We start from the raw sequence: 12,688 nt of genomic DNA, 5'->3' as shown, positions 1-12,688 counted from the left end.
GATGCATGCCGGAAAAATACATTTTATCACTCGACCAGGGAACTACCAGCTCCAGAGCTATATTATTTGATAAATACGGTCAGATCTGTCATATCGCGCAGAAAGAATTCACACAACTATATCCCCAACCCGGATGGGTAGAACACGATGCGGAGGAAATATGGGCCACACAGTTTTCTGTGATGGCAGAAGCCATCGCAAAAGCCTCCTTAACAACTGCCGATATTGCTGCCATTGGCATCACCAACCAGCGGGAAACAACAGTGGTTTGGGACAGGACCAGCTCCAAACCGATTTACAATGCCATCGTTTGGCAGGATCGCCGAACAGCAGGTTATTGTGATCAACTCAAAGCAGATGGACTGGCTCCTCTTATCCAGACCAAAACCGGTTTGGTAATTGATGCCTATTTCTCTGCTACCAAACTGAAATGGATCCTGGATAATGTAAGCGGCGCAAGAGAAAAAGCAGTGAAAGGAGAACTTGCATTTGGAACTATCGATTGCTGGCTGAACTGGAAACTCACTAACGGCAAAGTACATGCGACGGATGTATCCAATGCAAGTCGCACAATGCTCATGAACCTTGAAACCTGTGAATGGGATGAAGAGTTACTCAAGCTCTTTGATATACCTGCATCTGTGTTGCCGGAAATCATTCCAAGTAGTAAAATATATGGAGTCACGGAATCTGTAGTTAAAAATGCGAACATTCCGCTTGCCGGTATTGCAGGTGATCAGCAGGCGGCATTATTCGGACAGCAATGTACTACTCCAGGCATGGTGAAAAACACCTATGGAACCGGTTGTTTCATGTTGATGCATACCGGTGATAAAATTGTGCACTCCTCCAATAAACTGCTGACAACGGTAGCCTGGAAACTTAACAATCGAGTTGAGTATGCAGTAGAGGGCAGTATTTTCATAGGCGGCGCGGTAGTACAATGGCTGCGCGATGGCTTGCATATGATCCGGTCATCCGCAGAAATTGAAGACCTCGCATCTCGTGTTACTGATACCGATGGTGTTTACATTGTACCTGCTTTTGCCGGATTGGGTGCTCCTCACTGGAACCAGCATGCAAGGGGAACTGTTTTTGGATTAACGCGGGGTACCACTCGAGCGCATATTGCAAGGGCCTGCCTGGAAAGTATTGCCTATCAAACCATGGATGTACTAAAAGCCATGGAAGCCGATGCTGGATTACCCATCAAAGAATTACGAGTGGACGGTGGTGCTACTATCAATAACCTGCTCATGCAATTCCAGTGTGATCTGTTGCAGGTGCCGGTTATTCGGCCAGAAGTGTATGAAACAACTGCACTCGGCGCTGCTTACCTGGCAGGATTGGGCGTAGGTTATTGGGAAAGTACGGCAGATATTCAGCAGCAATGGAAAGCCGCGAAAGAATTCCATCCCCAACGCACAACCGAAGAAATGAGATCCTTCACACGCGGATGGGAAAGGGCAATAAAAGCAAGTATCGCCTGGGCAGATGAGCGATAGAAATACAGAACAAGAACCGGAAAAAAATGATTATGGTACGTTCGGAAATGATTCTTCAATTAAAGAATACTGCACGTTGGGATATATGTATTGTTGGAGGTGGGGCTACAGGATTGGGCATCGCCATCGATGCTGCTTCCCGTGGATATAAGACGATTCTTATAGAGCAGACAGATTTCGCAAAAGGGACATCCTCCCGATCTACCAAACTGGTACATGGAGGAGTACGCTACCTGCAACAAGGAAATGTAAAACTGGTAATGGAAGCGTTGAAGGAAAGAGGACGCTTGCGTAAGAACGCACCTCACCTGGTGAAGAATCAATCCTTTTTGTTACCAAATTACAAGTGGTGGCAGGGACCCTTTTACGGACTCGGATTAAAAATCTACGACTGGATGGCTGGCGATCTTGGGCTTGGACCATCCTTGTTTCTGTCGCGCGAGGAAACCCTGGAAAGAGCCCCCACACTGGATCCGGAAGGATTGAAAGGAGGCGTATTATTTCACGACGGGCAATTTGATGATGCCAGGTTAGCCATCAATATGGCACAAACGGCTGCTGAACAGGGAGCGGTTGTGCTGAATTATATGAAGGCAGGCCGACTGCATAAAGAGAACAAACAACTGGTTGCCATTGATGCGGTTGATCAGCTTAACGGAGATGCCTACACGATACATGCCGGCTGTTTTATAAATGCTACCGGTGTATTTACAGACCATCTTCGAAAAGCGGATGATCCTTCCAAAGAACCGGTCTTATCCTTGAGCCAGGGTACGCACCTGGTAGTAGACAGGAAATTTTTACCGGGAGATACAGCTATCCTTATACCGGAAACATCCGATGGCAGGGTCTTATTTGCAGTTCCCTGGCATCAGCATACCATCATAGGAACAACTGATATACCGGTGGACAAGCCCAGTATGGAACCTATACCAAAGGAAGATGAAATTCAGTTTATCCTCGATAATATCAAACTCTACCTCGCCAATGATCCCCAGCGATCTGATGTATTGTCGGTGTTTTCAGGATTACGTCCCCTGGTAAAAGGCAATGCCAGCAGCACGTCCGGATTATCGAGGGATCATTTTATTGAAACCAGTGAATCCGGACTAATCAGTATTACAGGAGGCAAATGGACTACCTACCGTAAGATGGCAGAAGATGCCGTGAAAGTTGCTATCCAGGCGGGTAAACTGGAAGACCGGCCTTGTGTAACGCATGACTTAGCCATTCACGGAGCGATGCAGGTACCCAATTATACAGATCATGGGTACTATTATGGAAGCGACTGGGCCAAGATCCAGGCATTGCAACAGGAGAATCCCAGCCTGGCTGAAAAAATTCATCCGGATCTGCCCTATACAAAAGCAGAAATTGTTTGGGCGGTGCGGGAAGAAATGTGCATGACAGTGGATGATGCCTTAGCCAGAAGAACAAGAGCCATCCTGTTAAATGCCGGAGCGGCTATTACAGCAGCCTCCACGGTAGCACACCTGATGGCAACAGAATTAAAAGAAGACCTGCAATGGGAGCAGGAGCAAACAGATGCATTCTGCAGCATTGCATCCAACTATGTAGCCAAATAAACCAACGCTTGCTATATGATGAATCCTTATTTAGCTGAATTCATTGGAACCGCCATTTTGCTTGCATTCGGAAATGGTGTGGTGGCCAATGTTTTATTAAAAGAATCCAAGGGAAACAATGGTGGATGGATCGTAATCAGTTTCGGCTGGGCCATGGCCGTTTTCCTGGGTGTATTTGCAGTATCCAAATTTAGTGGAGCCCACCTGAACCCGGCTGTAAGTATAGTGCTTGCCCTCACGGGAAAATTCCCTTGGGCGGACGTACCACTGTATATACTTGCCCAGGTGGCCGGCGCTTTTAGTGGTGCCGTACTGATGTGGATTTGTTATAAAGATCATTTCAAAGCAACCGAAAATGAAGGATTGAAACTGGCTGTCTTTGCAACGGGACCGGCTATCCGAAATCCGGTCAGCAACCTGCTAACGGAGACAGTAGCCACTGCCATCTTCCTGTTGCTGGTGTTACTGATAATAGCACCAACCAATAGTTTAGGAGCACTGGATGCATTACCAGTAGCCCTGTTGGTTTTAGGTGTCGGATTATCACTGGGCGGACCAACAGGCTATGCTATCAATCCGGCCCGTGATCTTGGTCCGCGTATTGCCCACTTCCTACTACCTTTGGGTCGTAAAGGCAATAGCGACTGGGCTTACTCCTGGGTTCCCCTGTTGGGACCCATTTTAGGAAGCTTCATCGCCGCCGCCATTTATCATTTACTGCTTAGTTCATAATTCATAATTCACACTTCCATACCATGCGTTATTTATCATTCGTCATCTTAACCCTGATCATGTCAACAACACAAGCACAATCGCCAGAAGAAAAATTAAAGCAACTAGGTGTTACATTACCAGCCGTATCCAAGCCGGTTGCCAACTATGTAAATGTGGTACAAACAGGTAAGCTGCTCTATCTTTCCGGAAAAGGTCCCACGGATGCAGCTGGAAAAGACATCACCGGTAAAGTTGGGAAAGACCTGACTATTGAAGAAGGTTATGCAGCTGCACGTTCTGTGGCATTCAATCATATTGCAGTGCTGAAAGATTACCTGGGCGATCTCAAAAAAGTAAAGCGGGTCATCAAAGTATTAGGCATGGTGAATTGTGAAAGCAGCTTTACCCAGCAGCCAAAAGTTATGAATGGTTATTCCGATACCATGGTTGAAATCTTTGGTGAAAAAGGGAAACATGCACGTTCTGCAGTAGGTTTTCATGCATTGCCCAATAATATCGCAATAGAAGTAGAAGTTATTGTAGAGATTGAATAAAGGCTTCAAACTGTTCCATTAGCTTCGATTCATCTAGTAGCTCATCATAATACACACCAGTGTATTCTCCGGGTGTGGCATCGATCCTGGTTTTTGAAAGGTAGGGTCCTGCCACACCCAAATAATTTTCTTCCCCATCCTCTGTTTTGAAGCTCACTTTATACAGATAGTAATACTGTTTTTTACCTTCCTGTTTCAGACTGATCTGTTTTAGAAAATTCAGTTTATACTCTTCGGTTCCATACCATATCTCGCGGAAGAGTTGGGATTCAGCAATCAATGACTGCTTAGAAAAATTTCGGGGAAAGTTTTTAAGCTGGTCTGCATCTTTCATCAGTATATATAAAGAGGACCGATAAAAAGGATCGGCGGCGATTTGCTGAATAACAGCAACTGGTACCGGTTTTTGTTTCTCCAGCAGTATTTTTACTGTGCTGTATTGAACATCTTCATTGGTATGATAGGTTAAACTATCCATTCGCTGTTGAAATTCACTGTCAGGATAGAATGTCATTACTTCCAATAAAAAATCAAAATGAATTGGAAGCGGCAGGTCTTTGTTCTTCAATTCGACTTGGTACTGATCAGCCATTTGAAGCAATACAGGCTTCAACTCTTCCAATACGGATGCAGACAGTTTACCCGCATTCTTCATACTTACAACCATTGCAGGAGCTATCTTACGCAGCAGCGAATCATTTTTGTATTTCAAAATCAGTGGAAAGAGTTGTTCAACAAGTTCCATGCTATCGGCGATGGCAGCATACAGTATTCCCGGATTCCCCGCAGTTGGCAATCCCGATTCCAGGAGCTTTTCAATCACCTCGTAACTTTCTTTTGTTCTGAACCTGGCGAGTACTGATAATAAAGGATATTGTAATACAGCATTTCTTTCTTTCAGACCAGGGTAGGCCTGTTTAATAAAATCGATTGTTGATTGATCCTTGAATTTGATTACCCGTTGAATTATTTCATCGTGTGTGCAGTCCGAACGCTCACTAAAATCAATTAGCGGGTTCAGTAATGCTTCATGCAGATACGGCAAATCAGCAGCCGTAATGTCTACCCATTGAAGCGCTTCTTTTGCTTCATTGAAAGAAAGAGAGTCTGGCAACAAGAGATCCTGAAATACTTTTTTAGCTTTTGAATCTTTATAAGTATTAGGAGTAAACTGTTGCACCCGGAAAGAATCAAACATTCGGTTATAGGCTGTGGTAGTATTTACTTCAGGAGAAATCACACCTGAAACAGAATAGAGGGTATCGCCACTTGCCATTAATTTAACCCGCTTGAGATTATGTGTGCCATCCAGGTGAATCCAAGCCTGTGCTGTAATATTTCCCTCTAAAGTACTTATCTCCATTCGCTGCAGGCTATCTGATTCAGCTATAAAATACCCCATCTGTTCCGAAACAAAGCTGCTGTCATCTGATGCTTTATAATATTTACTCAAAGGTTCTTTCTGCACATGGATGGTTACGGCTGAAGTTGAATCATACATTACCCATCGGATGAGACCTTCCTGCAGATCGGGGCTTAAATCCGGAGAGAACCGAACCGGAGACTGAATACTGTAATTCTCATAGGGTACTTCTCCGGAAACGGTTCTATTTGCCGCGTACGGCAGCAGCCGAATTCCCTTCATGAATCTTTCTGCATCCAATTTGTTTTTTTCGCCAGGAAAATAACCAGTCAGGTAAACATACCTCCGGTTTCCCCGGTTTATTACCTGTAAAAGATAATGTATTGAATCATTGTTGAGTTTGGTTCCCATTTTTATAGCTATGCCTGGAAATCCGTCAAGATCAAAAAAGGAATGCGACAACAGTTTATAGGTTTTATTGTCAACATATTGATTTTTGATCTCTTCAAAATAAAGACTATCAAGACTGGAGTAGAGTCCGGGTGGGGTTTCCATAACATTAATCATATAAAAAGCCTGGGTTGACCCATCCATTGCAGAATACGTATAGGTGATCCAGGAAGAATCATTCTTAGTGGCAGTCAATTCCAATTCTACCGGAGCCTCAAAACTTACCTGTTGAAGGGGAATCAGTTTGCGCCTCCAACCACTAACAGGGGGTGGTATTGCTTTTTTATTTACAACAAAGGATTGAAAAAAAGTTATTGCATTGTTCATTTTGAGTCCGGCTTTGGACATGGATATAATCATATTCATAACAATGCCCCCTGGAACAGGATTCATCATCATATTCACATATCCCTCTTTAATGGATGCTTCAATTTCATATCCTTTTCGTCCGTTGATTTGCCAAACAGAATCCCGGAAAACTGTTCCTTCACTTGCATACATTTCCGGTAGTTTTTGGCAGGTTGAGTCTATTTGATGTTCCGTTTGATTACCTATAGGTATGAAGCCTGAAACAAATCCAGTCATGCTCATGGGATCGAAAAAAATTCGGGCATGCTGAAAACCACCTAATCCATCGAGGCTATTTGCTTTACCGGGCATTTTTATTTGGAAATCATCATTTGCCCAATTTATTTCCTCCCAAATATGCTCAGATTGCTGTACCATGTATTGATCGGGTGGGATTCTCTTTTCGGATGAAACAGGCGTTACATTATATCCCCTGTTTCTAAGCAATTGAATGATACCCGAATCTCCTGGCAGATGTGCTGCCCCCACAGCATAAAAACAGGAACGAATGGCAGCCAGGCTATCCATTTTGCGCACCATGTTCAGGTTACGGTCATTCATTTTTCGGTTATCATATTCACCGCTCGCTTTTACTACCAGTTCATTCATTCGGGAAAGGTCTTCCGAGAGGTAAATGGAAATAAACTGTTTCATCATTTTTCTTCGATCATCATCTTCCAGTAATGCAGCCTGAATCGTTGCATCCGGATCAAATGATTGCGGCGCATCGGTTTGATCTTCGATGGTTTCAAGGGCACCTGTCCACTTTCCCTGATTCCGGGCAAGTCCAAATAGGTAGGCATCCACAAATGTGGGCATATCATCATCTTTCCGTAGCACGAAATTCCAGGCGTCCGCTGCCGATTCTAAATCCTTTAACGTAATACGTTCGATTGACTTCTTAAATTTCTTTTCGAGCGCGGTTTTGTATCGTTTTTTCTGAGCCGGACTGATTAGATTTTTCAACAGTATCTGATCCTCTATAGTTGCCTCTTCATTTTTGATCCAATTGGTGATCAATGCATTCATGTCATTCATATCCAGTTCACCAGCGAAACCTTCAACAGCGCGAATGCTTTCATAAACAGAATCGGTGAAATGAAAGAGTCGTTTATCCTGCAGGTGCATGGTACCATAGAGATAGGAAGGTTTTTGCATACCCTTTCCGCTGATCCTCCATAACAGCGTGGATGCAGCATTCTTTTTTGGTTGTGCAGTCAAAAAAATGGGGACAATAAAAAGAAAAAAGAAAAGGATGCGCTTCATAAGATAAACTTAGCGCATCAAAATACTACCAGAATTTGTTTATCGCAAGTATTCAGACTGAATTGCATCTAAAATAATGGAACAGGCTTTCTTTATTTCCTTTTTCGAGATGCTCAAAGGAGGTGCAATACGAAGGCAGTTGGAGCCGAAAAGGAACCAGTCGGTCAATACACCATTAGCAATGCAGCGATCAATTACCCGTTTGTTGAACTCAAAACTTTCAAACTCAACTGCAATCAATAAACCCCGGGATCGAATAGCCTGAATGGCGGGATGCACCAGCAGTTCCCTGAATAAGGCCTCTTTTTCAGGCAGTTCCCTGATCCATTTTTCTTTCAGCAATACTTTTAGTGCAGCTAATCCGGCTGCGCAGCTCACCGGATGCCCGCCAAAAGTGGTAATATGTCCTAATACCGGATTCAGTGTGAACTGATCCATCAATGCTTTATCCGCCACAAAAGCGCCCAGTGGCATACCACCACCAAGGGCCTTGCCGAGCAGGATGATGTCCGGAACAATTTCAAAAGGTTCAAAACCCCATAGATGTCCGGTTCTACCAAAGCCTGTCTGAATTTCATCCAGTATCAATAAAGTACCTGTTTCCGTACAGCGTTTGCGCAAGGCCGTTAGCCAGGACTTCTTAGGAGGATTAACCCCTTTTTCTGCCTGTATGGTTTCAAGCAGTACGCAGGCGGTATCTGTCGTTATAGAATCAAAAACAGCGGGATCATTGTATTCCAGGTGCAGAATGCCAGGTAAGAGCGGGCGGAAAGCATTACGCCAGTATTCATCGCCCATAAGGCTGAGGGCCCCTTGTGTGGAGCCATGGTAGGAATGATTGAATGCGATCATCTGAGTTCTGCCCGTTACTCTTTTGGCCAGTTTCATAGCGCCCTCTGTAGCTTCTGCTCCGGAACTGGTAAAATATACCGAGTTCAGGGAGGAAGGCAGGAGTTTGGTCAGGAGGGTCGCATAGGCCACCTGTGGAGTTTCTACCAGTTCACCATAAACCAGCAGGTGCAGGTAATCGCCGGCCTGTTTACGGATGGCTTTCACTACTTTCGGATGGCAATGCCCTACATTACACACACTTATGCCAGCAATAAGATCCAGATAAGTTTTTCCCTTCCGGTCTGTCAGAACAGTTCCTTTGGCTTTCACGATTTCAAGCGCCAGGGGAGCAGGAGAAGTCTGGCCTACATGCTGTAAGAAGAGTTGTCGTTGATTCACGATGCAAAAATAACGGTGAAACGTGAAAAGTGAGAAGTGAGAAAGAAGAAGTGAAAGGTGAAACGTGAAAAGTGAAAGATGGTTTATATTAAAATTCCGATCTTTCCGGTTGAAATTTTAATTCTTCTCCTTTAATTATTGAAATCGTGCCAACCATCCTTCATGTCAACGGAGTTTACCCGCAGTTCGGCCAGGATTGCTTTATTGCCCCGAATGCCACTATTGTAGGTGATGTAGTTATGGGAGATCAATGCAGTATCTGGTTCAATGCAGTTGTACGCGGAGATGTTAACAGTATTCGCATTGGTAACAAAGTCAATATACAGGACGGTGCTGTGCTGCATGCTACGTTCCAGAAAACAAAAGTTCATATCGGTCACAATGTTTCAATAGGTCACAATGCGATTGTTCATGGTTGTACCATTCATGATAATGTATTGATCGGAATGGGGGCTATCGTAATGGATAATGCAGTCGTAAACAGCAATACCATTATTGCAGCAGGTGCTGTGGTGCTGGAAGGAACTGTTTGCGAACCGGGCAGCATTTATGCAGGCACCCCTGCCAAAAAAGTTAAAGAAATCAGCCAGGAGCTGATTCATGGGGAAATTAACCGGATTGCCAATAACTACCTGCAGTATTCGGGCTGGTTCAAAGACCAGGTATAGTCCATTCGTCGAACTGGCCTGATTGTTGGATACTAAAGGGTGAATTTGCCCGTTATAAGCAAAAAGCCTTATGAAACTGTTCCGCTGTACATCTCTGTTTGTGATGCTTGCCGTTATGACACTGCTGGTTTCCTGCAGTGCTTCTAAAAAATCCGGCTGCCCCTCAAATGGAAAAAATGTAGGTGCAGAGCGAATTCTGAGTGGTGAAAAAGTTCCCAAGGCGAAGAAATTCAAGGCCTGATAAAGGTCACAATGCCGGAACCTCTAAACCATATCATATGTGCCCCGTACTCCACACCCATGATGGCTTTGTTGAAGCTGTAATTGATGAAGATGGCGGTCTGAAACGCTTTTATGAAGTGGCGAACCTGCTGTCTGAAGAACTCCGGATTTCCTTCCACAACAAACTCGATGATTTTGATTCACTGATCTGGGATTTCCGGTACAAAGGGCAGCCATTGAGCTTGCAGTATAATATCTATACCGGTATCTGCCTCTATCCACAATCAGTCAACCGAAACAAGCTGCATCCAAACGAAATGGTTACCGAAGTGGCCAGCTTCCTGGAATCCCGGTTACTGGTACATACCGTAAAAAAATACATCTCCTGATTGCCTGAACCTGACTTTTTTCAATCTGAACTCCTCTTGGGGAATAATCGTTAAGTTTACACTCTTCAAGGTTTTCACGTTAAAAAAAGTCGTAATGAATCAAGCATTTCTCGGAGTTCTTTCAGGGGTGCTGCTCAGCGCAGCAGCCTGCAATTCGCAAACTCCTTCCCAGTCTTCCGGTAACAGAACAAGTCCGGAAACAGTGGTGGATACTACGGGCGCTCCAGTAGAAACCAAGGCTCCCAACACCACGTATAAACCGGCATTTGCTGGCCAGACCCGTATTGGCAGTGTTAAGACAACTACCCCATATGAAGTGACGGTATTAAATACCACACTGAAATCTCCCTGGGCATTAACTGAACTTCCGGATGGCCGCTGGCTTATCACAGAAAAAGGGGGTGTATTGCGGATCGCCTCCAAAGATGGCAGTGTGAGTAATCCGATTACTGGTATTCCTCCTGTAAACGCCCGCGGACAGGGAGGTTTACTTGGCATCACCCTCGATCCTGCTTTCAGCAGCAACCGGATGGTTTATTGGGTGTTTGCAGAGCCTATGGCCAATAATGAAAGTCTTACGGCTGTTGCAAAAGGGCGACTATCAGACAATGAATCCACCATTGAAAATGCAGTAGTGATTTATCGCGCAACGCCAGCATCTTCCAAAGGCAATCTGCATTATGGTGGTCGTATTCTCTTTGATAAAACAGGTGCACTGATTGTAAGTACAGGAGAACGTTCGGATAAATCCACCCGTCCGCAATCGCAGGATCTGCAATCTGGTCTGGGTAAACTGGTTCGCATAACTAAAGATGGTCAACCTGCAACTGGTAATCCTTTTGCCGGACAAGCCAATGCGAGACCTGAAATCTATTCTTATGGACATCGCAATGTGCAGAGCCTGGCCTTTCATCCACAAACCGGTGATCTTTGGGAAGCGGAATTTGGTCCGCGTGGTGGTGATGAACTGAACCTGATACGCCCTGGTAAAAACTATGGATGGCCCACCATCAGCTATGGAATTGAATACAGTGGTGAAGCGCTGGAAGGTTCACGCACGCAAAAAGAAGGTATGGAACAACCGGTTTATTACTGGGATCCAACTCTATCTCCCAGCGGGATGACTTTCTATAGTGGCGATGCTATTCCAGAGTGGAAAAACAACTTGTTTATTGGCGGATTGAGTTCCATGCATATAGCGCGACTCGTAATCAAAAACAACAAAGTGGTTGGTGAAGAAAGAATCGCTGAAGATCAGAAGGATCGTTTCCGCGATGTGCAGGCAGGTAAAGATGGTGCTTTGTATGCTGTGAGTGATGGAGGGAAGTTGTATCGAATTGCGAAGAAGTGAAAGGTGAAAAGTGAAAAGTGAAAGAACGTGAAAGGTGAAAGGGGACTCCCTCTTTCACCTTCTGCTTTTCACAATCTTTCACCTTTCACGTTTCACCTTTCACATCCTAATAGTTCTTCTCTTCTATGGAGTCCAAAATCGTACAATAACTCACATACCTGTCGAGGTGCACGCGGCCATCTTGCACAGCTTCTTTCACGGCGCAGCCAGGCTCATTCATATGCAGGCAGTTGTTGAACTGGCAATTGTTGAGCAGTTCCCGCATCTCCGGAAAATAGTGCGATAATTCCTGCCGGCTGATGCCTACCAGACCAAGCTCTCTTATGCCGGGTGTATCGATGATCTGTCCGCCACCCGGCAAATCAAACATTTCAGCAAAGGTTGTAGTGTGCATGCCCTTTCCGCTCCAGCCACTTACTTCCTGTGTTCGCAAGGCCATTTCAGGAAACAAGGCATTTATAAAAGTGGATTTACCAACACCGGAATGACCACTGATCAGGGTTGTTTTATTTTTAAGAAGCAGTTTCAATTCATCCAGCCCCTGCCTTTTTTTTACACTGGTCAGAAAGACTTTATAACCGATTGCCAGATACATCTCTTCCAACTCGGCATATTTGTCCAGTTCCTTATCACGATAAATATCCGCCTTATTGAAAACGATGATGGCTGGAATATGATAGGCTTCAGCTGTACACAAAAAGCGATCAATAAATCCCTGGGAAGTGCGTGGCTCCTTTAGGGTGGCAAAGATAAGTGCCTGATCCAGGTTGGAGGCTACAATATGATGCTGAACTTTCTTATGAGGCGAAGTCCGGGCAATATAATTTTCACGGTCATGGATAGCCGTAATGGTAACTGATTTCTCCAGTTCATTCTCCATTTCCACTTCTACCCAGTCGCCAACAGCAATAGGATTCGTGGAAGTGATTCCTTCGATTTTGAATACTCCCTTCGCCCGGCCATTAAAGGTTTGTCCGGTTTCATTTTTTAACTGGTACCAACTACCGGTTGATTTATACACCCTTGCCTTCATACATGCTGC

At 44.7% G+C, this 12,688-nt stretch carries 11 protein-coding genes; 8 read left to right on the top strand and 3 right to left on the bottom strand.

Translation table 11 applies throughout. The features are described from left to right. Positions 1-5: 5 nt before the first annotated feature. From glpK to MD536_RS16925, 4 genes are read left to right on the top strand one after another with little or no spacing between them, the layout of a single operon-like run. Complete coding sequence (gene glpK / locus MD536_RS16940; RefSeq protein WP_239602300.1) at positions 6-1,505, top strand: glycerol kinase GlpK; 1,500 nt, start codon at positions 6-8, stop codon at positions 1,503-1,505. Between the two features lie 32 nt (positions 1,506-1,537). Continuing rightward, a complete protein-coding gene (locus MD536_RS16935; RefSeq protein WP_239602293.1) occupies positions 1,538-3,091 on the top strand; it encodes a glycerol-3-phosphate dehydrogenase/oxidase in 1,554 nt (517 codons plus the stop codon). 15 nt (positions 3,092-3,106) lie between these two features. Further along, the gene (locus tag MD536_RS16930; protein WP_317208132.1) at positions 3,107-3,823 is read left to right on the top strand and encodes an MIP/aquaporin family protein; all 717 of its coding nucleotides are present in this window, start codon (positions 3,107-3,109) and stop codon (positions 3,821-3,823) included. Between the two features lie 59 nt (positions 3,824-3,882). Beyond that, a complete protein-coding gene (locus MD536_RS16925) occupies positions 3,883-4,359 on the top strand; it encodes a RidA family protein (RefSeq protein WP_239602291.1) in 477 nt (158 codons plus the stop codon). On the opposite strand, the gene MD536_RS16920 is transcribed toward MD536_RS16925, so the two are convergent. Both MD536_RS16920 and MD536_RS16915 read right to left on the bottom strand, forming a co-directional pair. Next, positions 4,340-7,786, bottom strand: coding sequence for a TraB/GumN family protein (locus MD536_RS16920; RefSeq protein ID WP_239602290.1), 3,447 nt, complete (start codon positions 7,784-7,786; stop codon positions 4,340-4,342). The genes MD536_RS16925 and MD536_RS16920 overlap by 20 nt on opposite strands. A 39-nt stretch (positions 7,787-7,825) precedes the next feature. Continuing rightward, a complete protein-coding gene (locus MD536_RS16915) occupies positions 7,826-9,016 on the bottom strand; it encodes an aspartate aminotransferase family protein (RefSeq protein ID WP_239602288.1) in 1,191 nt (396 codons plus the stop codon). A gap of 146 nt (positions 9,017-9,162) precedes the next feature. Between MD536_RS16915 and MD536_RS22100 the strand changes: the two genes are divergently transcribed. The 4 genes from MD536_RS22100 (at position 9,163) to MD536_RS16895 (ending at position 11,646) form a co-directional block, all read left to right on the top strand. Beyond that, positions 9,163-9,684: a gamma carbonic anhydrase family protein gene (locus MD536_RS22100; protein WP_239602287.1), complete on the top strand. Its 522-nt coding sequence runs from the start codon at positions 9,163-9,165 to the stop codon at positions 9,682-9,684. A gap of 70 nt (positions 9,685-9,754) precedes the next feature. Beyond that, positions 9,755-9,925, top strand: a complete 171-nt coding sequence (locus MD536_RS16905) for a hypothetical protein (RefSeq protein WP_234867832.1) — start codon at positions 9,755-9,757, stop codon at positions 9,923-9,925. A 37-nt stretch (positions 9,926-9,962) separates the two neighbouring features. Next, positions 9,963-10,295: a DUF3630 family protein gene (locus MD536_RS16900; RefSeq protein ID WP_234867831.1), complete on the top strand. Its 333-nt coding sequence runs from the start codon at positions 9,963-9,965 to the stop codon at positions 10,293-10,295. Between the two features lie 94 nt (positions 10,296-10,389). Then, positions 10,390-11,646: a PQQ-dependent sugar dehydrogenase gene (locus tag MD536_RS16895; protein ID WP_239602285.1), complete on the top strand. Its 1,257-nt coding sequence runs from the start codon at positions 10,390-10,392 to the stop codon at positions 11,644-11,646. A 106-nt stretch (positions 11,647-11,752) separates the two neighbouring features. Here MD536_RS16895 and rsgA read toward each other — a convergent pair whose 3' ends face one another. Then, positions 11,753-12,679, bottom strand: coding sequence for a ribosome small subunit-dependent GTPase A (rsgA, locus tag MD536_RS16890; protein ID WP_239602283.1), 927 nt, complete (start codon positions 12,677-12,679; stop codon positions 11,753-11,755). Positions 12,680-12,688: the final 9 nt, after the last annotated feature.

The organism is Flavihumibacter cheonanensis (genome assembly GCF_022352215.1).
Classification (GTDB): Bacteria; Bacteroidota; Bacteroidia; order Chitinophagales; family Chitinophagaceae; genus Flavihumibacter; species Flavihumibacter cheonanensis.
Note: the sequence above shows the minus strand (reverse complement) of the source record. Positions and strands in the feature narration are given on the sequence as shown.

What these genes read in the sequence shown, in the direction of transcription:
- MD536_RS16935 (WP_239602293.1), top strand. Translation starts at nt 1,538, where the DNA reads ATGGTACGTTCGGAAATGATTCTTCAATTAAAGAATACTGCACGTTGG.
- MD536_RS16900 (WP_234867831.1), top strand. Translation starts at nt 9,963, where the DNA reads ATGTGCCCCGTACTCCACACCCATGATGGCTTTGTTGAAGCTGTAATT.
- glpK (WP_239602300.1), top strand. Translation starts at nt 6, where the DNA reads ATGCCGGAAAAATACATTTTATCACTCGACCAGGGAACTACCAGCTCC.
- MD536_RS16925 (WP_239602291.1), top strand. Translation starts at nt 3,883, where the DNA reads ATGTCAACAACACAAGCACAATCGCCAGAAGAAAAATTAAAGCAACTA.
- MD536_RS16895 (WP_239602285.1), top strand. Translation starts at nt 10,390, where the DNA reads ATGAATCAAGCATTTCTCGGAGTTCTTTCAGGGGTGCTGCTCAGCGCA.
- MD536_RS16905 (WP_234867832.1), top strand. Translation starts at nt 9,755, where the DNA reads ATGAAACTGTTCCGCTGTACATCTCTGTTTGTGATGCTTGCCGTTATG.
- MD536_RS16930 (WP_317208132.1), top strand. Translation starts at nt 3,107, where the DNA reads ATGATGAATCCTTATTTAGCTGAATTCATTGGAACCGCCATTTTGCTT.
- MD536_RS16920 (WP_239602290.1), bottom strand. Translation starts at nt 7,786, where the DNA reads ATGAAGCGCATCCTTTTCTTTTTTCTTTTTATTGTCCCCATTTTTTTG.
- rsgA (WP_239602283.1), bottom strand. Translation starts at nt 12,679, where the DNA reads ATGAAGGCAAGGGTGTATAAATCAACCGGTAGTTGGTACCAGTTAAAA.